Here is a 23,376-nt window from a genome sequence, read left to right as displayed (position 1 = left end):
GGCGGTTCACCTCCTGCCAGCCGAGGGCCGCGCGCCGGGCCAGGTAGTCGGCGGGCGGCGCGTGCCGGGGGAGGTCCAGCAGGGGCGCGCAGTGGCGGCGCACGGCGGTGCCGACCGGGCTGTCGAAGGGCGAGACGCCGGGCCATGCCTCGCCCTCGGTGATGAGGGACTCGAACTGCCCGGGGGCGAGGTCGGCCGTCACCGCGCCGTGGCAGTGGTGGTCCACCAGCGGCAGCGCGGCGAGGGCCTCGTGGACCGGTCCGGGGAACGCCATGCTCTCAGTACTTCCACCGGTAGGCCGCCGCCACCCCTGCGTCGTCGAGGCCGTCGACCGCGGCCGCCTCGCCGAGCCGTACGGCGGTCACCGCGTCCGCGAGGACCGGGCCGAGCGCGTCGCGCAGCACCCGGTCGGCACGGAACTCCTCCACCGCCCGCGGCAGCGAGTCCGGGAGCCGCCGCACGCCGAGGGCCGCCGCCTCGTCCAGGCCGTAGCGGGCCGGGTCGCCGGTGATCTCCTCGGGCAGCGGGCGGGCCGCCGCCAGCCCGTCGAGGCCGGCGGCGATCAGGCAGCCGAGCGCCAGGTACGGATTGGCGGCCAGGTCGACCGGCTTCACCTCCATGTTGGCGTCCTGGTCCCGGCGGCCCGCCGTACCGGTGACCAGCCGTAGCGCCGCCTCCCTGGTCTCCCGGCCCCAGGCGGTGAACACCCCCGCCCACTGGGAGGGCCTGAGCCGCAGATAGCTGGCCGGGCTCGGCGCGGTGACCGCCGTCAGCCCGGGGAGGTGGGCCAGCACCCCGGCCGCGAAGGACTCCGCCTCGGGGGTCATGCCGTACCGGCGCTCGCCGCCCGCGTGCAGGTTCACCCCGGCGCGCCAGCAGGACAGGTGCACGTGGCCGCCGTTGCCGACGCCCTCGGCGAGGACCGCGGGCGAGAACGACACCCGCAGTCCGTGCCGCTGCGCGACCGCCCTGACCGTCTGGCGCACCAGCACGCTGCGGTCGGCCGCCGCCACCGGGTCCAGCGCGCCCACCGAGACCTCGAACTGCCCGGCCGCGTACTCGGGATGGAGCTGGTCCACGTCCACGCCCTGCGCGTCGAGGGCGGCCAGCAGATCGGCGGTGCAGTCGCTCAGCTCCACCTGCCGGATCGCGCCGTACGCCGGTCCGCGGACCGCCGGCACGAACTCGCCGGCGGGCGCCGAGCCGAGCCCGACCGCCCACTCGACCTCGATCGCCGCTCTGAACGTGAGCCCGTGCCGCTCGGCGGCGTCGGCCACGGTCCGGCGCAGAAAGGTGCGGGCGCAGCCGGGGTGCCGCGCGCCCTCCTGGGTGATCCGGTCCACCGGCGCCCAGGCCCAGCCGGGCTGTCCGGCCAGGGCCACCAGCCGGTCGAGGTCCGGGTAGAGCCGGAGGTCGCCGTCGGGGGAGCCGAGGACGTCGGTGGTGACGATGGAGTCGTCGGCGAGGAAGGTGTCGAACACCGGGGACATCCCGACCCCCCAGGACACGGCCGCCTCCAGCCGGGCCGTCGGGATCGTCTTCACCCGGCCGACGCCCGCCGTGTCCACGTACGCCAGCACGATGCCGCGCACGCCCCGCGCGGCCAGCTCGGCGGTGAGCGCGGCGACCCGGCGCAGATCACCGGGGCGGCCGCCGGGCACGGGGTCGGCAAGGGTGGTCATGCGTCCTCCTCGGGGGGCTCCGCCCGGCGCTCGGGCTCAGGGTTTCACGGCCACCGCGCCGAACTGCGGCACCGCGGCGGCGGAGGCCGACTCGGCGCGCCACTGCGAGCACGGCACCAGGCCGGGTTCGACCAGGTCGAGCCCGGCGAGGAAGGAGGCGATCTCCTCCCGGCCGCGGGCGGTGATCGGCGGGGTGGCGTTGGCGTTCCAGAACTCCATCGCCGCGATGTTGCCCTCGCCGCCGACCTCGGCGTCGAAGGTGGGGTGGGTGAGCACCAGGTGGCTGCCGGAGGGCACCGCCGCCATGAGCCGCCGCACGATGTCCCGGGCCTCGTCGGTGTCCAGGACGAAGTTGAGGATGCCCAGCATCATCACCGCGACCGGCCGGCTCAGGTCGAGGGTCTCGGCGGCGCGCTGCACGATGGCGTCCGGGTCGCGCACATCGGCGTCGATGTAGTCCGTGACGCCCGCCGGGGAGCTGGTGAGCAGCGAGCGGGCGTGCACGAGCACGATCGGGTCGTTGTCGACGTACACGATCCGTGACTCCGGGGCGATCCGCTGGGCGATCTCGTGGGTGTTCTCCACGGTCGGCAGGCCCGTGCCCACGTCCAGGAACTGCCGTATCCCGCGCTCGGCGGTCAGGAACCGCACCGCCCGCGCCAGGAAGTCCCGGTCCGCGCGGGCCACCGCCCGGATCACCGGGAACATCCCGGCGACGTGGTCGCCGACCCGCTGGTCGACCTCGTAGTTGTCCTTGCCGCCGATCCAGTAGTTCCACACCCGGGCGTTGTGCGCCACGGACGTGTTCGGTCTCGCCGGTCCGGCCGTCGGAGAGTCGCCGTAGGTCACGTCGCCGCCCTTCTCCCGTGCGGTTGTCGCCGTCATTGTGCCGCCCGTCGATCGCGCTGTCCCGGCAAACGCACACCGTGGGCGGTTCGGGCCCCTTCCGGGTCGTTCCGGCCCATGAGGAACACTGGTGACGTACCCCGTCCCCGACCGGAAGCAGCACATGCCCGCCACGCCCACGCCCCTTCTCGACGCCCCCGGCCTGCCGGCCGGCTGCGCGGACATCCGGCTCGTCGTCACCGACATGGACGGCACGCTGCTGGACGACGCCAAGCGGATCCCGGACGGCCTGTGGCCGATGCTCGCCGAACTGCGCCGGCGCGGAGTGCTGTTCAGCCCGGCCAGCGGCCGCCAGTACGCCACGCTGGCCCGGCAGTTCGCGGACGTCGCCGAGGGCATGGTGTTCATCGCGGAGAACGGCACGTACGTGGTCCGCGACGGGGCGGAGCTGAGTTCCGACCCGCTGGAGCGGTCCGTGGCGGCGGAGGTCGCCCGGGCGGTACGGGGGCTGGTCGCGGACGGCGGCGACGCGGGCGCCGTGGTCTGCGGCAAGCGGGCGGCGTACGTCGAGCGGACCGACGAGGCGTTCCTGGCGGAGGTGCGCAAGTACTACGTCGAGCACCGGGTCGTCGAGGACGTCACCGCCGTCGACGACGACCCGATCAAGGTCGCCGTCTTCGACTTCGGGACCGCCGAGCACTCCACCGCCCCCGCCCTCGCCCGGTTCGCCGGCACGCACCAGGTCGTCGTCTCCGGCGAGCACTGGGTGGACGTCATGAACCGCACCGCCAACAAGGGCGCCGCCCTGCGTGGACTGCAGAGCGCGCTCGGCATCACCCCCGCGCAGACCATGGTGTTCGGCGACTACCTCAACGACCTGGAGATGCTCGACGCGGCCGAGTGGTCCTTCGCCATGGCCAACGCCCACCCGGAGGTCGTACGACGGGCCCGCCACCTGGCCCCGTCCAACAACGACAACGGGGTGCTGCGCACCGTCGCCCGCGTCCTCGGCCTGTAGGTCCGGCCGGGCGCCGAAAAGGAGTTGTGCGGGCCCGGCGGGCCCCGTTACGGTCGGCGCGTCTTCGACGATCACGCTCTCTTGAACCACGCCGCAGAACGGGAGCGAGCACGCGCACAGCAGCGCTGGGCCACGGAGGGGCGGCAGTCGATTCGGCATGCCCTTCCGGAGGTATCACCATGAAGATCGGTCTCGGACTTCCCGTCGACGATCCGGCCCAGCTGTTCACCTGGGCCCGGCGCGCGGATGCCGGCCCGTTCAGCACGCTCGCGCTGCTCGACCGGCTCGTGTTCGACAACCCCGAGCCCCTCGTCACCCTCGCCGCGCTCGCGGGCGCCACCTCGCGCATCCGCCTGCAGACCGAGGTGCTGATCGCGCCCGTCCACAGCACGGCGATCCTCGCCAAGCAGACCGCGACCCTCGACCGGATGTCGGGCGGCCGTTTCACGCTCGGCGTCGGTGTCGGCGGCCGGGAGGACGACAGCCTGGCCGTCGGCGTCGACCACCGGCACCGGGGCCGCCGCCTCGACGAGCAGATGACCCTGCTGCGCCGTGCCTGGTCCGGCGAGCCGTACGGCGAGGGCGTCGGACCCGTCGGGCCCGCCCCCGTGACGCCGGGCGGCCCCGAGGTCCTGTTCGGCGGCTTCGCCCCGGCGGCGATCGAGCGGGTCGGCCGGTTCGGCGACGGCTTCATCGGGGCCGCGCTGCCGCCCGCGATGATGGACGGCAGGTTCCGTGACGTCGAGGCGGTCTGGGAGAAGTACGACCGCCCCGGCGCGCCGCGCCTCCTCGCCCAGGTGAACGCCGTCCTCGGCCCCGAGGACACCGTCGAGCGGGCCCGGCGGAACATCGCCGCGTACTACGCCTTCACCGGCCGCGCCGAGTACATGGTCGACGGGCTGCTCACCACGCCGGAGGCCATCCGCGGGGCGGTGGACGCCCTCTTCGGCATCGGCGCCGACGAGGTCGTGCTCTACTGCTGGTCCTCGGACGCCGGCCAGCCCGACCGGTTCGCCGACGCCCTGTTCTGACGTCCCGTCCCGCGCGGCGGCCGGCCGGCCGAGGTCAGCCGGCCGTCTTGCGGCCCACCGCGCCGTAGAGCGAGATCGGCCGGTCGCCGGCCGGGGCGTCCTCGCCCCGCCAGTCGGCGACCGGCACGACACCCGGCGAGAGCAGTTCGAGTCCCTTGAAGAAGGCGGCCACTTCGTCCCGGGACCGGGCCACCAGGGTCACCCCGCCCGCCGCGTAGGCGGCGATGCCCCTGCGCACGTTCCCCGGTTCGAAGTCGGCCGTCATCATCGACAGCACCAGACAGCTGCCCGGCGCCAGCGCCTCCACGAGGGTCGACACCACGTCGTGGGCGCCGTCCTCGTCGGCGACGAAGTGCAGCAGGGCGATCAGGGAGAGGGCCACCGGGCGGTCGAAGTCCAGGACCCGGGCGGCCCGTTCGAGGACGGCGCGGGGGTCGCGGGCGTCGGCCTGCGCGTACTCCGTCACTCCCTCGGGCGTGCCGCGCAGCAGCGCGCTCGCGTGGGCCAGCACGATCGGGTCGTTGTCGACGTAGACCACCCGCGCGTCCGGCGCCACCGACTGGGCGACCTGGTGCAGGTTGGGCTCGGTCGGTATGCCGGTGCCGATGTCCAGGAACTGGCGGATGCCGTCCTCGGCCAGCGCGCGCGTGGCCCGGCGCATGAACGCCCGGTTGGCGCGCGCGTTCCGGGCGGCGCCGTCGTCGATGGCCGTGATCCGGCGGCCGAGCTCCTCGTCGACGGGGTAGTTGTCCTTGCCGCCGAGGAACCAGTCGTACACCCGGGCCGGATGAGGCCGGGTGGTGTCGATGTGCTGTGCGGCCGGCTCGGTCCCCGTCACCTGTGCTGCTCCTCCGCTCGGCCGGCCCCGGCGGTCGTCCCGGGCCGTGCGAGCAGCAGTCTGGCATGATCACCCGGCGCGGCGCAGGCAGTCCTCGGCCACCTCTTCGTCGAGCGCGGCGCGCACCAACGCGGCCGCGAGCACGGCCGGTTCGGTGTCCCCGGCCAGCTTCGTCAGCTTCTCGGGGTCCTCGGGCAGCCCGAGCCGCCCCGCTCCGGACAGCGCCTTGCCGTCCAGGTAGGGGGCGACTTCGGGCCACACGCGCTGCGCCTCGCGCAGGAAGATGTCGGCGCCGGCCGGCCCCACGCCCGGCTCCTCCTGGAGGAGCCGCCTGAGTTCACCGGTGTCGCCGTGCGCCTCCTCGTGCAGCCGGCGCAGATCGCCGTGCCAGCGCTCGGCAAGCAGCTCGGCCCCGTCGCCCAGCTGGGTCGCCGTCCGCTCGTCGTAGCGCCGGTAGCCGCCCCGGCCGAGGGCGTCGACCCGCTGCTGCCAGTCGGCCTCGGCCATGCGGCGCGGACTGTCCAGCCGGTCCTCGTGCAGGGCCCGCGCGGCGGCGACCGCGACCGAGGCCCGGATCCGGGCGCTGAGCAGCAGGGACAGCACCAGCAGCCGGTACAGCGGCTGCGGGGTGTCCTTAAGACGGATGCCCGCCTCCTCGGCGTACGTCCGCCCGTACTCGGACACCAGCTCGTGGACGACCCGTTCGTCGCGGTTCATGGCTCCTGCTTCCGGCCCTCGCTAGGGCTTGAGCGGGTCGTGGCCCATGGTCATCAGCCGGTGCCGGCGGCGGGTGTCCTCCGGCGTCGTCTCCACCTCGGGCTCGTCCTCCATGTCCACGAGGTCACCGACGGTGTCGACGACCTTGTACATCACGCGGATGTCGTCCTCGGTCAGGTCCGTGCGGCGTTTCTGGAGGATCGCGAGGACATGCTGTCCGGTCGGCGAGCCCGCCTCCTCGGGCAGGGGCTCCGCCTCCTCGTCGGCGTCCCGGACCCTGAGCCAGGCCGCGAGTTCCGCCGAGGTCATGTTCACCACGCGGTGGAAGTCCTCCCACAGCGCCTCGATCTCCAGGGCGTCGGCCATGGGTCTTTCCCCTTCCGTGCGGGGGTCGGTGTGTCAGCCGTTCTCGCTCGGCTGGTTCTCGGCCTGGAACATCCAGCGCTGCTTCTCCAGATCGGCGGTGATGCCGATCAGCAGGTCCTGGGTCACCGGGTCGGCCTTCTCCGTGGCCGCGATCCGCTCGCGCAGCCGGCCGACGGCCGCCTCCAGGGCCGAGACGAGCAGTTCGACCACCTCGGTGTCGCGCAGCCAGCCGTCCTTGGTGCCGGGCAGCGCGAACGTCGCCGCGACGGTCTCGGGCCGGCCGTCCGGCGGCACGCCCAGCGCGGCGGCACGCTCGGCGACCGTGTCGGAGTGCGCGCGGGCCGTCGCGACCACCTCGTCCAGCTGGAGGTGGACCGACCGGAACCGTGGGCCCACGATGTTCCAGTGCGCCTGCTTCCCGATCAGCGACAGGCCGAGCAGATCCACCAGCGTGTCCTGCAGGGCCGTCCCCGTGACACCGAGTGCCTCGGCGGGCAGCGTGCTCTTCACCACGGTCATGGTGCGTGCGTCTCCTTTCGTGGAGTTCGTCGGATCTCGTCCGAAGGGGCGGGTGCCCAGCGCCGGGGGGTGCAAACGGGCCTGATCAGCGGGGCAGTGCCTGGTCCAGGAAGCGGAGCACGTCCGCGAAGACCTCCTTGCCGACCGTCTCGTGGAACACCTCGTGCCGCGCCCCGGGGTAGATCCGCTCGGTCAGCGTGCCGCCGCTCAGCCGCTCCACCCCGACCCGGCTCCCGGGCAGTGGCACCAGGCGGTCGTCGTCGCCGTGCAGCCACAGCAGGGGCAGCGTGCCCACGTCGCCGCCCGCGGCGACGGTCCGCAGGGTACGGGCGAACGCCTCCAGCGTCGGCCGCTTCATCGGCCCGTGCCAGACCAGCGGATCGGCGGCGTACGCGGCGCCCACGGCGGGGTCGCGGGAGAGCGCGGACGGGCTGATCGGGATGTCCGGGATCTCCTCCAGGGCCAGCAGCCGGCCCGGCAGCTCCCAGGCGCCGATCACCGGCCCGGACAGGATCAGGGCGCTCAGCTCCTCGCCGTGGCGCTGGGCGTAGCGGGCCGCGATCAGCCCGCCCATGGAGTGGCCGACCAGGACGAGCGGCAGGCCCGGGTGCGCGGCCCGGGCCAGGTCGGCCACGGTGTGCACATCGGTGACCACCTCCTCGAAGTCCTCGATCACCACCCGCTCGCCGGCCGACCGTCCGTGCCCCATGTGGTCGGGCGCGTACACGGCGGCCCCGTGCCCGTTGAGCACGGCGGCGAGCCCGGCGTAGCGGCCCGCGTGCTCGCCGTACCCGTGCACCAGCAGGGCCAGGTGGCGCGGCGCGGGGTGCGGCCACTCGCGGACGGCGATGTCGCCGCGGGTGCCGGCGAGGACGTGCTCGCGGACGTGGGGCATATCTCCTCCAGCTGCCTCGGTGAAGGTCCCGGAGGATCTTCCCAGGCGGCCGCCCGGCGGTCTATAGTCCAAAACTAGCACTGCTAATTAAGTAGTGCGCCGGTCCGTGCTGATCCACAGCGTCGTAGGTCAGGAGTCCCAGCCGTGCGTCCCGTCCACTTCGCCGCCGCCCGCCGCACCCCCATCGGCAAGCTGCGCGGCGCCCTGTCCGCCGTACGCCCCGACGACCTCGCGGCGACCGTGATCCGCCACCTGGTGGCCGACGTGCCCGCGCTCGACCCCGCCCGGATCGACGACGTCTACTGGGGCGCCGCCAACCAGGCCGGCGAGGACAACCGCAACGTCGCCCGCATGGCCGCCCTGCTCGCCGGGCTGCCCGAGTCCGTGCCCGGCGCCACCGTCAACCGGCTGTGCGCCTCCGGCCTGGAGGCCGTCACCGCCGCCGCCCGCACCATCGCCGCGGGCGAGGCCGACATCGTGCTCGCGGGCGGCTCCGAGTCCATGAGCCGCGCCCCCTTCGTCCTGCCCCGCCCGGACGAGGCCCTGCCGCACCGCATCGAGACCCATGACACCCGCCTCGGCTGGCGCCTGGTCAATCCCGCCATGAAGGACCTGCACGGCCTGCTGTCCATGGGCGAGACCGCCGAGGAGGTCGCCGGGCGTTACGGCATCTCCCGCGAGCGGCAGGACGAGTTCGCGCTGCGCAGCCACCAACTCGCCGCCGCCGCCCGCAAGAACGGTCACTTCGACCACGAACTGCTGCCCGTCGAGCGCCCCGACGGCATCGTGGTCGAGCAGGACGAGTGCGTCCGCGAGGACACCTCCCTGGAGAAGCTGTCCCGCCTCAAGCCGGTCTTCCGCGCGGGCGGTACGGTCACGGCGGGCAACGCCTCGCCGATGAACGACGGCGCCGCCGGGCTGCTCCTCGTCAGCGAGGAGGCCCTGAACGAGCTGGGCCTGGAATCCCTCGGCCGGTACGTGGCCGGCGCCTCCGCGGGCGTCCACCCCGACGTCATGGGCATCGGCCCGGTCCCCGCCACGCGCAAGGTGCTCGCCCGGGCCGGCTGGGGGATCGGCGACCTCCAGGAGGCCGAGTTCAACGAGGCGTTCGCCGCGCAGGCCCTCGCCTGCGTCGACCAGCTCGGCATCGACCCCGACCTGGTGAACCCGACCGGCGGCGCCATCGCCCTCGGTCACCCCCTCGGCTGCTCGGGCGCCCGCATCCTGACCACCCTGCTGCACCGCATGCGGCGCACGGGCGCGGAGCGGGGACTGGCCACGATGTGCGTGGGAGTGGGGCAGGGCAGCGCGGTGCTGGTCGAGAGGCACTAGCGAGCCCCCGCACGGGCGCCGAGGTACACCAGCCGCAGCAAGGAAACGGAGCAGCACTCCATGGCAACCCTGTCCGTCGCCGCCATCCTCGCGGAGAACGCCCGTCGCCGCCCCGACCGGACGGCTCTCGTCGAGGGGGACCTGCGACTCACGTTCGCCGAGGCGTGGCGCAGAGCACTGGCCCAGGCGGGTGCGCTCTCCGGCCTCGGCGTACGACCGGGCGACCGGGTCGCCCTGATGGCCCCCAACACCGCCGAGTTCCCGGTCGCCTACTACGCCGTCGCCGCGGCCGGCGCCGTCGTCGTCCCCGTGCACCTGCTGCTGTCGGCCGGGGAGGTCGAGCACGTCCTCAGGGACAGCGGCGCGACCCTGCTGCTGGTCCACCCGGCGCAGGCGGAGACCGGCCGGGCCGCCGCCGGCGCCCTCGGCGTCCGAGTGGTCACCCTGGGCGAGGAGTTCGAGAAGCTCGCGGCCGACGCCGAGCCGCTGCCCTCCTACGTGACCCGGACCGCCGACGACCCGGCCGTGGTCTTCTACACCAGCGGTACGACCGGGGTCCCCAAGGGCGCCGTGCTCAGCCACTTCAACCTGGTGATGAACGCGACCGTCAACGCCTTCGACGCCAACGACATCCGCGCCGACGACATCGCCCTCGGCGCGCTGCCAATGTTCCACGCCTTCGGCCAGACCGTCTCGCTCAACTCCACCTGGCGGGCGGGCGCCACGCTCGTCCTGCTGCCCCGCTTCGACGCGGCCCGCGCGATCGAGCTGATGGTGAAGGAGAACGTCAACACCTTCCACGGCGTGCCCACCATGTTCGTGGCGCTCGCGGCGGCCGCGGCGGACGCCGACGCCCTGCCCGCGCTGCGTGTGTGCGTCTCGGGCGGAGCCTCGCTGCCCGTCGCCGTACTGGAGCGGTTCGAGGCCGCGTTCGGCGCCCGGATCCACGAGGGGTACGGGCTGTCGGAGACCTCGCCGACGGCCACCGTCAACCAGCCGGTGTTCGGTACGAGGGCCGGCACCATCGGCCACCCGCTGTGGGGCGTCGACGTGGAGATCGCGCGCGCCGAGGTGGAGGGCCGCATCGAACCGCTCCCGACCGGCGAGGTGGGCGAGGTCGTCATCCGCGGCCACAACGTCTTCTCCGGCTACCTCGGCCGTCCGGAGGCCACCGCCGAGGCCCTGGTCGACGGCTGGTTCCGCACCGGCGACCTCGGCACCAAGGACGAGGACGGCTTCCTCCGGATCGTCGACCGCAAGAAGGACGTCATCATCCGAGGCGGCTACAACGTCTACCCGCGCGAGGTCGAGGAGGTCCTGATGCGGCACCCCGGGGTCGCCCAGGTCGCCGTCATCGGCCTGCCCGACGAGCTGCACGGCGAGGAGGTGTGCGCGGTCGTCGTACCGGCGCAGGGCACCGCCGCCGACGCCGGCGCGCTCACCGACTGGTCCAAGGAGCACCTCGGCAGGCACAAGTACCCGCGGCGCGTGGAGTTCGCGGAGGCGCTGCCGCTCGGGCCGAGCATGAAGGTGCTCAAGCGGGAGCTGCGGGCGCGGTTCACCGGCCGGTCGTAGCGGGCGGCAGGGATCACCTGGCGAGACGGTCCTTACGCCGGATTCTTGTCCGGACATAGCATCGGCCTCCGCATGAACACGATGACGCTCTGGCACATATCCGGCTGGGGGTTCGCCGCGCTCGCCTGCGCGGCTCTCCTGGTCGGCTTCTCCAAGACCGCGGTGAGCGGGGCCAACACGGTCAGCCTCGCGATCTTCGCGGCGGTCCTGCCCGCCCGCGCCTCCACCGGCGTCCTGCTGCCCGTCCTGATCGCCGGTGACGTGCTCGCCGTGCTCACCTACCGGCGGCACGCCCACTGGCCCACGCTGTGGCGGCTGTTCCCGGCCGTCGCGGCGGGCGTGGTGTTCGGCACGCTGTTCCTGGTGTGGGCCGACGACGGGATCGTACGGACCTCGATCGGCGCGATCCTGCTGCTGATGGCCGGTGTCACCCTGTGGCGGCGGCGCCGGGAGGCCGGCGGCACGGTTGACGCGCCGGACGCGGTGACGAGCCGGGCGGGCCGGATGAAGGCGCGGTCGTACGGCGTGCTCGGCGGGTTCACGACGATGGTCGCCAACGCGGGCGGCCCGGTGATGTCCCTGTACCTGCTGTCCGCGGGGTTCCGGAAGCTGGGCTTCCTGGGCACGTCGGCGTTCTTCTTCCTGATCGTGAACGTCTCCAAGGTGCCGTTCAGCGCGGGCCTCGGCCTGATCGACGGCCGCTCGCTGCTCCTCGACGCCGCGCTCGCGGTGTTCGTCGTGCCCGGCGCGTTGTTCGGCAAGTGGGCCGTGAACAGGATCAACCAGCGACTCTTCGAGCAACTCGTGATCGCGGCGACGGTCGTGGGCGGAGTCCAGCTGCTACTGCGCTAGCCCCAGCAGCGCCGGGACGTCCGCGAAGGAGTCCACGACATGGTCCGGGGCGCCGCTCGCGCTCTCCAGGGTCCTCGGCTGGAACTTCCCCGTGCGCACCAGGACTCCGGTGAGCCCGGCCCGCTGCGCCGCGAGCACGTCCGACTCGACGTCGTCCCCGACCATCAGCGCCTGCCCGGCACCCACCCCCAGCCGGGCCAGCGCCGTCTCGAAGAACGCCCGGGACGGCTTGCCCGTGACCTCCGCCTCGACCTGCGCGGCCTGTTCGAGGCCGGCCAGGAAGGCCCCCGAGTCCAGTTGCAGCCCCGCGTCGGTGCGCCAGTACAGGTTGCGGTGCATGGCGACCAGCCGCGCACCCCGCTGGAGCCACCCGAAGGCCCGGTTGAGCGCCGCGTAGTCGAACTCCGGCCCGGCACCGCCGAGGACGACCACCTCGGGGTCGTCCCCGACCAGGGTGACGTCACCGAGGTCCGCCGCGATGTCCCCGCTGTTGAGGAGCAGACAGCGGACGCCCGGACCGTGCCCGGCGAGATGGGCGGCGGTGACGGCCGGGGCGGTGAGGACGTCGTCCGCGGCCACATCGAAACCGGCCTCCGACAGCGTCCGCGCGATCGACGCCCGGGTCCGGGACGTCGTGTTGGTCACCAGGACCACCCCGAGACCGGCCGCGCGGATCGCGCGCAGCGCCTCCGCCGCACCCGGCAGCGGCTTCCAGGAGACGGTGAGGACACCGTCGATGTCGATGAGGACGGCACGCACGGACGCCACGGACTCCATGGCCCGACGGTAGCGGCCCGGGCGCCGCACCGGCCGCCGCCACCTCGTACCCTCACTCCCATGTCCCCGCACGTCCTCGTCCTCGGCGGCACCACCGAGGCCCGCCGTCTCGCCGCCGGCCTCGCCGCGCGTCCCGGCGTCCGGGTGACACCTCCCTGGCGGGCCGTACCGCCCAACCGCGGGCGGTGGCCGGGGAGATGCGGACCGGCGGCTTCGGCGGCCCCGAAGGACTCGCGGACTGGCTCCGGGCACACCGGGTGGACGCCCTGGTCGACGCCACCCACCCGTTCGCCGGGTCGGTCACCGCCCACGCGGCCCGCGCGGCGGCGGCCACCGGGGTCCCGGCCGTCGTCCTGCGCCGCCCGGGCTGGCGGCCGGGGCCCGCCGACCGCTGGTACGACGTGCCGTCCCTGGCCGGGGCCGCCGAGGCCCTGCCCGCCCTCGGCCGCCGGGTGTTCCTCACCACCGGGCGCCTGGGCCTCGCCGCCTTCGCCGGTCTGACGGACCTGCACTTCGTCGTCCGGTCGGTCGACCCGCCCGGGCCGCCGCTGCCCCCGCACACCGAAGTGGTCCTGGCACGCGGCCCGTTCACCGTCGCCGGCGAGCGGGAGCTGCTGCGCGCCCATCGCATCGACGTCCTGGTCACCAAGGACAGCGGGGGCGAGGCCACGGCCGCGAAGCTCACCGCCGCACGGGAACTCGGGCTGCCCGTCGTCGTCGTACGCCGGCCCCCGCTGCCACCGGGTGTGACAGCGGTGCCCGACGTGGCGGGCGTACTGCGGTGGCTGGGCCTCGGCTCCGTGTGACAGGGCCGATCGGGGCGCGTGGCGCCTACCGGTCGCCGGGGTTCCTGCGCAGCAGATACGTGTCCATGATCCAGCCCTTGCGCTCGCGGGCCTCCGCCCGCACCCGCCCGATCTCCGGCGCGGCCTCGGCGAGCGGGCCGGAGACCAGGATCTCGTCCGGGGTGCCTATGTACGCGCCCCAGTAGATGTCGATGTCGTCCCCGGCGTACTGCTGGAACGTCTGGTGCGCGTCCAGCATCACGACCACGTCGTCCACCCCCTCCGGGAAGCCCTCGGCGAGCCGCCGCCCGGTGGTGATCTGCACCGGGCGGGCGACCCGGTTCAGGCCCGTGCGATGCCGGGCGACGAGCGCGGAGACGCTGCTGATGCCCGGTACGACGTCGTACTCGAACGCGACCGCGCCCCGCTCCAGCACCTCCTGCAGGATCCCCAGCGTGCTGTCGTACAGCGCCGGATCGCCCCACACCAGGAAGGCGCCGGTGCCGTCCTCGCCCAGCTCCTGCGCGATCAGCCGCTCGTAGATGCCGGCGCGGGCGCTGCGCCAGTCCTCGACGGCCGGGGAGTACGCGGACCCGCCCGCCTTCCGGTCCCGCTCCGGGTCCCGGGCCTCGACCACCCGGTACGACCCCTCGGGCAGATGTGCGTCCAGGATGTCCCGGCGCAGTCGGGTGAGATCGCTCTTCACCTCGCCCTTGCCGAGCAGGAAGAACACGTCCGTGCTCCGCAGGGCCTTGACCGCCTGCAGGGTCAGCTGGTCGGGGTCGCCCGCGCCGATACCGATGACATGAATCTTTCGCACGCCACCGAGTCTGCCGTATGCCACTGACAGCGCGTCCACCGCCTCCACACGCAGTGCGACACAGCCCTCCGGGGTCCGTCAGGGACCGAGCCGGGGCGCCTCGGCCGCCGCGTCCACGGGCCCGGGGCCCCGCTCCACCCGCCCGGCCAGCTCCCGCGCCCACCGGGCGATCCCGGCGAGATCCATCCCGTACGGCCGGTCCTCGCCCCGGTCCGTCTCCCACTCCTCGACCGCGCCCGCGCCGCGCCGCAGCAGCCGCGCCCCGCCGACGGCGTTCCCGCGCGCCGCGTGCGTGAGACCCACCGCCAGCTGGGCCAGCCCCCGCCACAGCGGGCGCTCGTCCTCGGGCCCCGACTTCCAGGCGTCCTCGAACACCTCGTGCGCGTGGAACGGCCTCCCCGTGTCCAGCAGCGTCTGGGCCTCGGCGACCGTCTCCCGCGGGGCCCGTACGACGCCCTCCGGCTGCCGCGGGACGCCCTCGGCGCCGTACGGCAGCGGCCGGCCCAGTCCGTCCCGGGGCCGGGCGTTGCGGGCCCGTCCCGCCGGGTCCCGGTCCCTGGCCTGAGATGCGTCCGCGTTCGTCATACGGCCGATTGTCCCCCGCCGCGCCCCGAGCCCCCTTCGGAGCACCCCCGCGCGTGCGGTAAAGTGCTGTTCGCGCGATCACACGGGTCACCGCTCGTGAGCGCATCGGGACGTGGCGCAGCTTGGTAGCGCACTTGACTGGGGGTCAAGGGGTCGCAGGTTCAAATCCTGTCGTCCCGACTTGCGACTGTGCAGGTCGGAGGTCGTGTCGGAAGAGGTCCGACACGACCTTTCGTCTTTTCCGGCCGTCTCCCGGCCGCCGACCGCGCGTGCCGGCGCCTCAGCCCTTGTTGGAGCCGAGGGTCAGGCCGCTGACGAACTGGCGCTGGAGCACGAAGTACACGACCAGGGTCGGGATCGCGGTCAGCAGGGCGCCTGCGGCCACCAGGTTGGGGTCGGTGAAGTACTGCCCGGAGAGGTTGTTCAGCGCCGAGGTGATCGGCATGTTCGCGCCGGTCGAGATCAGCACGAGTGCCCAGAAGAAGTCGTTGTAGATCCAGATGGACAGCAGGGTGGCCAGCGCCGCCATCGCCGGCTTGCACAGCGGCAGCGTGATCTGCCAGTACAGCCGCCACACCGAGGCGCCGTCGACCAGCGCGGCCTCGGTCAGCTCGTGCGGCAGCGAGCGCATGTAGTTGCTCAGCACGAAGGCGCAGAAGCCGGACTGGAACGCCACATGGATGAGGACCAGTCCGAGCGCGGAGTCGTACAGCTTGCCGCTCGCCGTGATGCCCGGCAGGTTCGTCAGCAGGTACAGCCGGTACAGCGGGGTGATGATGACCTGCTGCGGGAGCAGGTTGCCGGCCGTGAAGACCAGCAGCAGCGCCAGGTTCAGCCGGAAGTCGAAGCGGGCGACGTAGAAGGCGACACAGGAGGACAGGAACAGCGTCAGCAGGACGGCCGGCACCGCGATGATCAGCGTGTTGCCGAAGTAGTGCAGCATGTCCGACTTCTCGAACGCGTTCGTGAAGTTGTCGAGGTTCAGCGTGTCCGGCCAGGACACGTACCCCTTGTCGCTGGTCTCGCTGTACGGACGCAGCGCCGAGAAGATCGCCCACAGCAGCGGCGCCAGCCAGGCCACGGCCGTGCCCGCGAGGAAGACGTGCAGCAGGACGCGGGCGGGGCGGATCGGCGCGCGCCGCTTCAGCGGGAGAGTGGTGCCGCTCATGCGCGCCGCTCCTTCCGGAAGGTGGCGATCAGATAGGGGATGATCACCGCGAGCGAGATCACCAGCAGGACGACGGCGATGGCGGACCCGTAACCGATGCGGCTGGACTCGCCGATGATGTTGTTGGTGACCAGGATCGACAGCAACTCCGTGCCCTGGGCGCCCTTGTTGAAGACGAAGACCAGGTCGAAGGCGCGCAGTGCCTCGATGATGGTGACGACGAGGACGACCGTGTTGGTCGGGCGCAGGGTGGGGAAGATGACGTTCTTGAACGTCTGCCACTCGTTCGCGCCGTCCAGCGCGGACGCCTCCCGCAGGGAGGGGTCGACGCTCTTCAGGCCCGCCAGGTACAGGATCATCATGTAGCCGGTGTGCCGCCAGGAGGCCGCGATCAGGATCGCCCACAGGTTGAGCTTGGGGTCGCCGATCCAGTCGATGTAGTGGCCGGGCTTGTTGGCCCCGATGATGCTGTTGATCAGGCCCGTGTCCGGGTTGTAGACGAGCTGCCAGACGAAGCCGATGCAGGCCATCGAGATGACGACCGGCAGGAAGAACGCGGTCTGGTAGACCCGGCTGAACCGGATCCTCTTGTCCAGCTGGACGGCGAGGAACAGGCCGAACGGGGTCGGGACCAGGATGAGCACGACGAACCAGATGATGTTGTGCTCGACGGCGGGCCAGAACTGCGGGTTGTCCGCGAAGAGTTGTTTGAAGTTGTCCAGGCCCACCCACTTGATCGAGTCGAACCCGATGCCGTCCCAGGTGGTGAACGCCAGCAGGATCGAGGCGAGGGCGGTGACCCAGACGAGGGCCACGTGCAGGACCGTGGGCACGCCGGCCATCACGGCGAGCGTGAACCGGTCGCGGCGGGTCAGCAGGCGCCGGTGGCCGTGCGTGCCCCGCTTCTTCTCGTGCGCGCCACCGGGAGGCGGCACGGCGGCCGCCTCCGGGGACTTCGTCGTCGTGTCCGTCGTCATGGGGCTGCTCACGAGGACGCGAAGATCGTCTTCTTCTGGCGTTCGATGGACGCCAGCAGGCTGTCCACGCCCTTGGGGTTCTGCAGGAACTTCTGCAGCCCGGGCTGCATCACCGTGGAGGTGAAGTCCGGCCGGGAGTCGCGGTCCATGAACTGGGTGAGGCTCTTGGCGCCGCTGATCATCGTGTACGCCTTCTTCTGCAGCGCGGTGTACGAGGAGGTGTCGGCCTTGCTGGAGGCGGCCACCACGCTGTTGTCGGCCTTGAGGTAGATCGCCTCGGCCTGCGGGGTGCCGAGGAACTCCATGAGCTTCAGGACGCCGTCGTGGTTCTTCGGGGACTTGCTCACCATGAACCCGTCGGTCGGCGCCTCGACGGTGTCCTGCCCGTACGCGGAGTTCATCTCCGGGAAGGCGAAGAAGTCCAGGTCGTCCAGGTCGGCCTTGTTGGTGAACTGCTGGCCGACGAAGGAGCCGAGGACGTACATGCCCGCCTTCTTGGCCACCAGGCCCTGGGCGGCGTCCTGCCAGGTGCGGCCCATGAAGCCGTCCTGGTGGTAGGGGAGGATCTCGCTCCAGTGGTCGAAGACGGCCTTGACCTTGGGGTCGGTCCAGGACGCCTTGCCCGCCATCAACTGGACGTGGAAGTCGTAGCCGTTGAGGCGGAAGTTGATCTGGTCGAAGGTGCCCATCGCGGGCCATGCGTCCTTGTCGCCGAAGGCGAGCGGGACGAGGCCGTCCTTCTTCATCTGCTTGCACAGGGAGACGAACTGGTCCCAGGTGGTGGGGACCTGGTAGCCGTGCTGCTGGAACACGCTCTTGCGGTAGAAGACCGCCCACGGGTACGTGTACAGCGGAACGAAGTAGAACTTGCCGTCCTCGCCCTTGGACAGCTTCTTCATCGCGTCGGGGAAGTTGTCCCCGATCTTCGCCCACACGTCGTCGATCGGCGAGGCGAGGCTCTTCGCCGCGAAGAACTGCATGCGGTACCCGGCGAACCAGGTGAACACGTCGTCCGGGGTGCCCTGGAGGTAGGAGTTGATCTGCTCCTGGAAGGTGTTGTGGTCCTTCGTGTTCACATCGACCTTGAGGCCGGACTGCTTGGTGAAGGCCGCGTAGATCTCGGCGAAGGCCTTCTTCGGCACCGCGTCCGAGGCGTTGGAGCCGAGGGTCACGGTCTTCGGGTCGGAGGAGGAACCGCTGCCGCCGCAGGCCGACAGCAGGGGTATGCCGGCACCGGCGAGCAGGGCGGCACCGCCGGCCCCGCGCAGCAGCGAGCGACGACTGGGACCCGGGACGGAAAGACCGGAGGGGGACAGGCGCATGGCGGCTCCTGAGGAATACAGGGTTCGGCCAAGGGGTTGAGTCGATCACCGAAAGGTCTTCGAAACCGCTCAGAAATCAACTCGACCGAACATCGTGGGCGTAATAACAGTCCCAAGTCCGCTCATGCGTCAATAGCAGCGGTCGTACTGGCGGGCGTCTTGCCCGAAACGTAATCGTCATTGATATCCGCACTGTTCGCGGCGGTCGCGGCGAACAGCCCCCACGGCTCGGGCGGCCGTGGGGGCTGTGTGAATACGGGGGTTCCGTTTGCGGGTCTGACCAGGAAGCCTTCGGCTTCTGGCCGGCGGGCCTCCGGGTGCGGGCCGGCGGACTCTCAGCCCCGGACCAGGAGTTGGAAGTCGAAGGCGTAGCGCGACGCCCGGTAGACGTGGGTGCCGTACTCCACCGGGCGGCCGGTGTCGTCGTAGGCGGTGCGCTGCATGGTGAGCAGCGCGGCGCCCTCCTTCTCGTCCAGCAGCGCGGCCTCCTGGGCCGTCGCGCCGCGCGCGCCGACGGACTGGTGGGCGCTGTGCAGGGTGATGCCGGCCGAGCGCATCATCCGGTACAGGCCCGTCGACTCCAGCCGCTCCGTGTCGAGTCGGAGCAGGGTGGCGGGCAGGTAGTTGCACAGGAACGCCACCGGCTGCCCGTGTGTGCCGCGCAGCCGCTCCAGTACGACGACCTCGGCGCCCTCGGCGAGGGCGAGGGCCGCGGCCACCGGCGCGGGCGCCGGGATGCGTTCGTTGCGCAGCACCCGGGTCGTCGGTCCCTGTCCGGCCGACTCCAGGTCGTCGTAGAGACTGCTCAGTTCCAGGGGCCGCTTGACCTGCCGGTGGACCACCTGTGTGCCGACCCCGCGGCGGCGCACCAGCAGTCCCTTGTCGACCAGGGACTGGATCGCCTGGCGGACGGTGGGCCGGGACAGACCGAGCCGCACGGACAGGCCTACTTCGTTGCCCAGGAGGTCTCCCGGCGCCAGCAGCCCGCGCCCGATGGCCGCTTCCAGTTGCTGGGCGATCTGGTGGTACAGCGGCACCGGGCTGGTGCGGTCCAGGGCGAAGGTGCGGGAATCGAGCGCGCGATCACCCGGTGCCGTTCGCTGTGGGGTGCGGTGTACTGGGCTCATGCCTCCCAGGTGTAGGTCCCCGAAGGCGAAGGTGTCAATGATTTGTGCTTACATTCGGACCTGCTTGTGAAATGATGTCTTAACAAAGTATTGACAGCGGGCTCGCCAGGGACTTGGATCCCGTCCCAACGCAACAGCGTCCCTTCCCCCGTCGCACGCACAGTGAGGTGCAAGGAAAGATGGACCGCTCTTCTCGCTCGGGCTCCCGCAAACTGGTGCCGTTGGCGGCCGTTGCCGCCGCGGCGGCCCTGGCCCTCACGGGCTGCTCCAGCAGCCACGGCGGCAAAAAGGCCGAGGAGGCGGCGGCGAACGCCTCCGCGGGCAAGGCCGACACCCCCCGGATGACCGTCGCGCTGGTCACCCACCAGGCGCCCGGCGACACCTTCTGGGACACCGTCCGCAAGGGTGCCGAGGCCGCCGCGGCCAAGGACAACATCAAGCTCGTCTACTCCGCCGACCCGATCGCGGGCAACCAGGCGAACCTGGTGCAGAACGCGATCGACCAGAAGGTCGACGGCATAGCGGTCACCCTGGCCAAGCCCGACGCGATGAAGAGCGCCGTCGCCAAGGCGGAGCAGGCCGGCATCCCGGTGGTCGGCCTGAACTCGGGCCTGAGCGACTGGAAGAAGCTGGGCCTGATGGAGTTCTTCGGGCAGGACGAGAGCGTGGCGGGCGAGGCGTTCGGCGACAAGCTGAACACCACCGGTGCCAAGAAGGTCGTCTGTGTGATCCAGGAGCAGGGCAACGTCGGCCTCACCCAGCGCTGCGACGGGGTGAAGAAGACGTTCAAGGGCACCACCGAGACGCTGTACGTGAACGGGACCGACATGCCGTCGGTGCGGTCGACCATCACGGCGAAGCTGAAGCAGGACACCTCCGTCGACACGGTCGTCACCCTCGGCGCCCCGTTCGCCCTGACCGCGGTGCAGTCGGTGGGCGACGCGGGCAGCAAGGCCAAGGTGGCCACCTTCGACCTCAACAAGGATCTGGTGAAGGGCGTCCAGAACGGCTCCATCGAGTTCGCCGTGGACCAGCAGCCCTATCTGCAGGGCTATCTGGCGGTCGACTCCCTGTGGCTCTACAAGTACAACGGCAACTACAGCGGCGGCGGTGTCCAGCCGGTCCTCACCGGCCCGGCCTTCGTCGACAAGTCCAACGTCGACAAGGTCGCGGAGTTCGCCGCGAAGGGGACCCGGTGATGAGCATGGCCCAGCAGGCCGAACCGGCCGTCGGCGGGCCGCCGACGTCCGGCTCCAAGGAGACCGACGGCCGTACCGCACGGCGCCCCCTGGTGCTGAGGCTGCTGGCGCGGCCCGAAGTGGGCGTCTTCCTCGGCGCCGTCGCCGTTCTGGTCTTCTTCCTGATCGCCGCGCCCTCGGTCCGCCAGGGCAGCTCGATGGCGACGATCCTCTACCAGTCGTCGACCATCGGGATCATGGCCCTGCCGGTGGCCCTGCTGATGATCGGGGGCGAGTTCGACCTCTCGGCCGGTGTCGCCGTGATCACCTCGGCGCTCACCGCCAGCATGCTCAGCTACCAGCTGACCATGAACGTGTGGACCGGTGTGATCGTCGCCCTGGCCGTGTCGCTCGGGATCGGCGCCCTCAACGGCTGGATGGTGGTCAGGACCGGGTTGCCGAGCTTCCTGGTCACCCTCGGCACCTTCCTGATCCTCCAGGGCGTGAACCTCGCCGTCACCAAGCTGATCACCGGGAACGTCGCCACCGACGACATCAGTGACATGGACGGCTTCGACCAGGCCAGAAAGGTCTTCGCGTCCTCCTTCGACGTCGGCGGCGTCCAGGTGAAGATCACCGTGGTGTGGTGGCTGGTCTTCGCGGCCCTCGCGACCTGGGTGCTGCTGCGCACCAAGTACGGCAACTGGATCTTCGCCGTCGGCGGCGACAAGGACAGCGCCCGCGCCGTCGGCGTCCCGGTGAAGTTCACCAAGATCACACTGTTCATGCTGGTCGGCTTCGGCGCCTGGTTCGTCGGCATGCACAACCTGTTCTCGTTCAACACCGTGCAGTCCGGCGAGGGCGTCGGGCAGGAGCTGATCTACATCGCGGCGGCCGTCATCGGCGGCTGTCTGCTGACCGGCGGCTACGGCTCGGCGATCGGCCCCGTCTTCGGCGCCTTCATGTTCGGCATGGTCAACCAGGGCATCGTCTACGCCGGCTGGAACCCCGACTGGTTCAAGGCCTTCCTCGGCGTGATGCTGCTCGGCGCCGTCCTGATCAATCTGTGGGTCCAGCGCACGGCGACCCGGAGGTAACCGATGACTGACAACGGAACCGGCACCCACGGCGCCGTCCTCGAGGACGCCGAGCCCGCCGCCGACGCACCCCTGGTCGAGCTGCGCGGCGCCGGCAAGTCCTACGGCAACATCCGCGCCCTGCACGGAGTCGACCTCGCGGTCCATGCCGGCCGGGTGACCTGTGTGCTCGGCGACAACGGCGCGGGCAAGTCCACCCTCATCAAGATCATCTCCGGGCTGCACCAGCACACCGAGGGCGACTTCCTCGTCGACGGCCGGCCGGTGCGCTTCGGCAGCCCGCGCGAGGCCCTCGACAAGGGCATCGCGGCCGTCTACCAGGACCTGGCCACCGTCCCCCTGATGCCGGTGTGGCGGAACTTCTTCCTGGGCTCCGAGATGACCAAGGGCCCCTGGCCGATCCGCCGCCTGGACATCGCCCGCATGAAGGAGACCGCCGACCAGGAACTGCGCAACATGGGCATCGTCCTGGACGACCTCGAGCAGCCCATCGGCACCCTCTCGGGCGGCCAGCGCCAGTGCGTGGCCATCGCCCGCGCCGTCCACTTCGGCGCCCGGGTCCTCATCCTGGACGAGCCCACCGCCGCCCTCGGCGTGAAGCAGTCCGGCGTGGTGCTGAAGTACATCGCCGCCGCCCGCGACCGCGGCCTCGGCGTCATCTTCATCACCCACAACCCCCACCACGCCTACATGGTCGGCGACCACTTCAGCGTGCTGCGCCTCGGCACCCTGGAGCTGTCCGCCGACCGCAGCGAGGTCAGCCTCGAAGAGCTGACCAACCACATGGCAGGCGGCGCCGAACTCGCCGCGCTCAAGCACGAACTGGCCCAGGTGCGCGGCGTCGACGTCGACGAACTGCCCGAGGAGCAGGACCTCACCGCACCCGTGGCGACCTCCCCCGAAGGGAACTCCTGACCGTGCCCCACGTCCTCGACCGCATCCGGGTCGGCTCCGCCCCCGACTCCTGGGGCGTCTGGTTCCCGGACGACCCCCGGCAGGTGCCCTGGGAACGCTTCCTCGACGAGGTCTCCGAGGCCGGCTACGACTGGATCGAACTCGGCCCCTACGGCTATCTGCCCACCGATCCCGTGCGGCTCGGCGAGGAGGCGGCCCGGCGGAACCTGAAGGTCTCGGCGGGCACGGTCTTCACCGGCATGCACCGCGGCCCCTCCGTCTGGGAGGAGACCTGGGCGCACGTCCGCCAGGTCGCCGCGCTCACCCAGGCGATGGGAGCCCGCCATCTGGTGGTGATCCCGTCGTTCTGGCGGGACGACAAGACCGCCGAGATCCTGGAGCCGCCGGAGCTGACCGCCGAGCAGTGGGCGCACCTCACCAAGGGCATGGAGCGCCTGGGCCACGAGGTGAAGGAGACCTTCGGCCTCGACATCGTGGTCCACCCCCACGCCGACACCCACATCGACACCGAGGCCCACGTCGAGCGCTTCCTCGACTCCACCGACTCCGACCTGGTCAACCTCTGCCTGGACACCGGGCACTACGCCTACTGCGGCGGCGACAGCGTCAAGCTGATCGAGACGTACGGCGAGCGCATCGGCTATCTGCACCTCAAGCAGGTCGACCCCGCGATCCTCGCCGAGGTCGTCGCGGGCGGGGTGCCGTTCGGGCCGGCCGTGCAACGCGGGGTGATGTGCGAACCGCCCTCCGGGGTACCCGAGTTGGGGCCGGTGCTGGAGGCGGCGCAGAAGCTGGGCGTGGAGCTGTTCGCCATCGTCGAGCAGGACATGTACCCCTGCGAGCCGGACAGGCCGCTGCCGATCGCCTCGACGTAGTCGAGGAGCAGCTCCTTGAACCCCTGGTACTCGGCGCTGTCCAGGTCGTACCGGGCCAGCACCTGGCCGAGGTAGGCGT

Annotated in this window: 23 protein-coding genes, 1 tRNA gene and 2 pseudogenes; 11 read left to right on the top strand and 15 right to left on the bottom strand. The window is 71.7% G+C overall.

Annotated elements, in window-relative coordinates:
* The 3 genes and pseudogenes from ACWEN3_RS14775 to ACWEN3_RS14765 all read right to left on the bottom strand — a co-directional run.
* Positions 1–274, bottom strand: a pseudogene (locus ACWEN3_RS14775) (amidohydrolase family protein); the annotation flags it as partial.
* A gap of 4 nt (positions 275–278) precedes the next feature.
* Positions 279–1,682, bottom strand: a complete 1,404-nt coding sequence (locus ACWEN3_RS14770) for a glutamine synthetase (RefSeq protein WP_452970100.1) — start codon at positions 1,680–1,682, stop codon at positions 279–281.
* 36 nt (positions 1,683–1,718) lie between these two features.
* On the bottom strand, positions 1,719–2,567 hold the full coding sequence (locus ACWEN3_RS14765; RefSeq protein WP_452970097.1) for an SAM-dependent methyltransferase: 849 nt from the start codon (positions 2,565–2,567) through the stop codon (positions 1,719–1,721).
* A gap of 124 nt (positions 2,568–2,691) precedes the next feature.
* Here ACWEN3_RS14765 and ACWEN3_RS14760 point away from each other — a divergent pair, with 124 nt between their 5' ends.
* Positions 2,692–3,546, top strand: coding sequence for a Cof-type HAD-IIB family hydrolase (locus ACWEN3_RS14760; RefSeq protein WP_452970102.1), 855 nt, complete (start codon positions 2,692–2,694; stop codon positions 3,544–3,546).
* Positions 3,547–3,725: 179 nt separating this feature from the next.
* Entirely contained in the window at positions 3,726–4,577 is an 852-nt protein-coding gene (locus ACWEN3_RS14755) for an LLM class flavin-dependent oxidoreductase (protein ID WP_452970095.1), read from the top strand.
* A 34-nt stretch (positions 4,578–4,611) separates the two neighbouring features.
* On the opposite strand, the gene ACWEN3_RS14750 is transcribed toward ACWEN3_RS14755, so the two are convergent.
* From ACWEN3_RS14750 to ACWEN3_RS14730, 5 genes are all read right to left on the bottom strand, one after another.
* Positions 4,612–5,415: an SAM-dependent methyltransferase gene (locus ACWEN3_RS14750; RefSeq protein ID WP_452970092.1), complete on the bottom strand. Its 804-nt coding sequence runs from the start codon at positions 5,413–5,415 to the stop codon at positions 4,612–4,614.
* 69 nt (positions 5,416–5,484) lie between these two features.
* Complete coding sequence (locus ACWEN3_RS14745) at positions 5,485–6,132, bottom strand: endonuclease (RefSeq protein WP_452970089.1); 648 nt, start codon at positions 6,130–6,132, stop codon at positions 5,485–5,487.
* A 21-nt stretch (positions 6,133–6,153) separates the two neighbouring features.
* Complete coding sequence (locus ACWEN3_RS14740; protein ID WP_452970087.1) at positions 6,154–6,498, bottom strand: DUF3140 domain-containing protein; 345 nt, start codon at positions 6,496–6,498, stop codon at positions 6,154–6,156.
* Positions 6,499–6,531: 33 nt separating this feature from the next.
* Positions 6,532–7,017, bottom strand: coding sequence for a Dps family protein (locus ACWEN3_RS14735; RefSeq protein ID WP_452970084.1), 486 nt, complete (start codon positions 7,015–7,017; stop codon positions 6,532–6,534).
* Between the two features lie 85 nt (positions 7,018–7,102).
* A complete protein-coding gene (locus ACWEN3_RS14730; protein WP_452970082.1) occupies positions 7,103–7,912 on the bottom strand; it encodes an alpha/beta hydrolase in 810 nt (269 codons plus the stop codon).
* A 144-nt stretch (positions 7,913–8,056) separates the two neighbouring features.
* Here ACWEN3_RS14730 and ACWEN3_RS14725 point away from each other — a divergent pair, with 144 nt between their 5' ends.
* The 3 genes from ACWEN3_RS14725 (at position 8,057) to ACWEN3_RS14715 (ending at position 11,671) form a co-directional block, all read left to right on the top strand.
* Positions 8,057–9,244, top strand: coding sequence for a thiolase family protein (locus tag ACWEN3_RS14725; RefSeq protein ID WP_452970080.1), 1,188 nt, complete (start codon positions 8,057–8,059; stop codon positions 9,242–9,244).
* Between the two features lie 60 nt (positions 9,245–9,304).
* Complete coding sequence (locus tag ACWEN3_RS14720; RefSeq protein WP_452970078.1) at positions 9,305–10,819, top strand: long-chain-fatty-acid--CoA ligase; 1,515 nt, start codon at positions 9,305–9,307, stop codon at positions 10,817–10,819.
* 72 nt (positions 10,820–10,891) lie between these two features.
* Positions 10,892–11,671 (top strand): sulfite exporter TauE/SafE family protein, encoded by a 780-nt coding sequence (locus ACWEN3_RS14715; RefSeq protein ID WP_452970076.1) that lies wholly within the window; start codon positions 10,892–10,894, stop codon positions 11,669–11,671.
* On the opposite strand, the gene ACWEN3_RS14710 is transcribed toward ACWEN3_RS14715, so the two are convergent.
* Entirely contained in the window at positions 11,660–12,439 is a 780-nt protein-coding gene (locus tag ACWEN3_RS14710) for a TIGR01458 family HAD-type hydrolase (RefSeq protein WP_452970074.1), read from the bottom strand. The genes ACWEN3_RS14715 and ACWEN3_RS14710 overlap by 12 nt on opposite strands.
* Positions 12,440–12,508: 69 nt before the next feature.
* Between ACWEN3_RS14710 and ACWEN3_RS14705 the strand changes: the two are divergent.
* Positions 12,509–13,254: pseudogene (locus ACWEN3_RS14705) on the top strand (cobalt-precorrin-6A reductase).
* A gap of 25 nt (positions 13,255–13,279) precedes the next feature.
* Here the strand turns inward: ACWEN3_RS14705 and cobF are convergent.
* Complete coding sequence (gene cobF / locus ACWEN3_RS14700; RefSeq protein ID WP_452970071.1) at positions 13,280–14,053, bottom strand: precorrin-6A synthase (deacetylating); 774 nt, start codon at positions 14,051–14,053, stop codon at positions 13,280–13,282.
* Between the two features lie 78 nt (positions 14,054–14,131).
* Positions 14,132–14,638 carry a DUF309 domain-containing protein gene (locus tag ACWEN3_RS14695; RefSeq protein WP_452970068.1) on the bottom strand — a complete coding sequence of 169 codons (507 nt, stop codon included), beginning with the start codon at positions 14,636–14,638 and terminating at the stop codon, positions 14,132–14,134.
* A gap of 106 nt (positions 14,639–14,744) precedes the next feature.
* Here ACWEN3_RS14695 and ACWEN3_RS14690 point away from each other — a divergent pair.
* A tRNA-Pro gene (locus tag ACWEN3_RS14690) sits at positions 14,745–14,818 on the top strand.
* Positions 14,819–14,918: 100 nt separating this feature from the next.
* Here ACWEN3_RS14690 and ACWEN3_RS14685 read toward each other — a convergent pair.
* The 4 genes from ACWEN3_RS14685 to ACWEN3_RS14670 form a co-directional block, all read right to left on the bottom strand.
* Positions 14,919–15,806 carry a carbohydrate ABC transporter permease gene (locus ACWEN3_RS14685; protein ID WP_452970066.1) on the bottom strand — a complete coding sequence of 296 codons (888 nt, stop codon included), beginning with the start codon at positions 15,804–15,806 and terminating at the stop codon, positions 14,919–14,921.
* On the bottom strand, positions 15,803–16,783 hold the full coding sequence (locus tag ACWEN3_RS14680) for a carbohydrate ABC transporter permease (RefSeq protein WP_452970064.1): 981 nt from the start codon (positions 16,781–16,783) through the stop codon (positions 15,803–15,805). Before ACWEN3_RS14680 ends, ACWEN3_RS14685 begins: the two co-directional genes overlap by 4 nt.
* 8 nt (positions 16,784–16,791) lie before the next feature.
* Positions 16,792–18,105 carry an ABC transporter substrate-binding protein gene (locus tag ACWEN3_RS14675; RefSeq protein WP_452970062.1) on the bottom strand — a complete coding sequence of 438 codons (1,314 nt, stop codon included), beginning with the start codon at positions 18,103–18,105 and terminating at the stop codon, positions 16,792–16,794.
* 335 nt (positions 18,106–18,440) lie between these two features.
* The gene (locus ACWEN3_RS14670; RefSeq protein WP_452970061.1) at positions 18,441–19,232 is read right to left on the bottom strand and encodes a GntR family transcriptional regulator; all 792 of its coding nucleotides are present in this window, start codon (positions 19,230–19,232) and stop codon (positions 18,441–18,443) included.
* Between the two features lie 179 nt (positions 19,233–19,411).
* Between ACWEN3_RS14670 and ACWEN3_RS14665 the strand changes: the two genes are divergently transcribed.
* From ACWEN3_RS14665 to ACWEN3_RS14650, 4 genes are read left to right on the top strand one after another with little or no spacing between them, the layout of a single operon-like run.
* On the top strand, positions 19,412–20,431 hold the full coding sequence (locus ACWEN3_RS14665) for a sugar ABC transporter substrate-binding protein (protein WP_452970059.1): 1,020 nt from the start codon (positions 19,412–19,414) through the stop codon (positions 20,429–20,431).
* Positions 20,431–21,507 carry an ABC transporter permease gene (locus ACWEN3_RS14660; protein ID WP_452970056.1) on the top strand — a complete coding sequence of 359 codons (1,077 nt, stop codon included), beginning with the start codon at positions 20,431–20,433 and terminating at the stop codon, positions 21,505–21,507. Before ACWEN3_RS14665 ends, ACWEN3_RS14660 begins: the two co-directional genes overlap by 1 nt.
* Before the next feature lie 3 nt (positions 21,508–21,510).
* Entirely contained in the window at positions 21,511–22,422 is a 912-nt protein-coding gene (locus ACWEN3_RS14655; RefSeq protein WP_452970054.1) for an ATP-binding cassette domain-containing protein, read from the top strand.
* 2 nt (positions 22,423–22,424) lie between these two features.
* Positions 22,425–23,297 (top strand): sugar phosphate isomerase/epimerase family protein, encoded by an 873-nt coding sequence (locus ACWEN3_RS14650; protein ID WP_452970052.1) that lies wholly within the window; start codon positions 22,425–22,427, stop codon positions 23,295–23,297.
* The last annotated feature ends 79 nt before the right edge of the window (positions 23,298–23,376 follow it).

The organism is Streptomyces sp. NPDC004561 (assembly GCF_053602155.1).
This window is presented reverse-complemented; position numbering and strand designations above follow the sequence as displayed.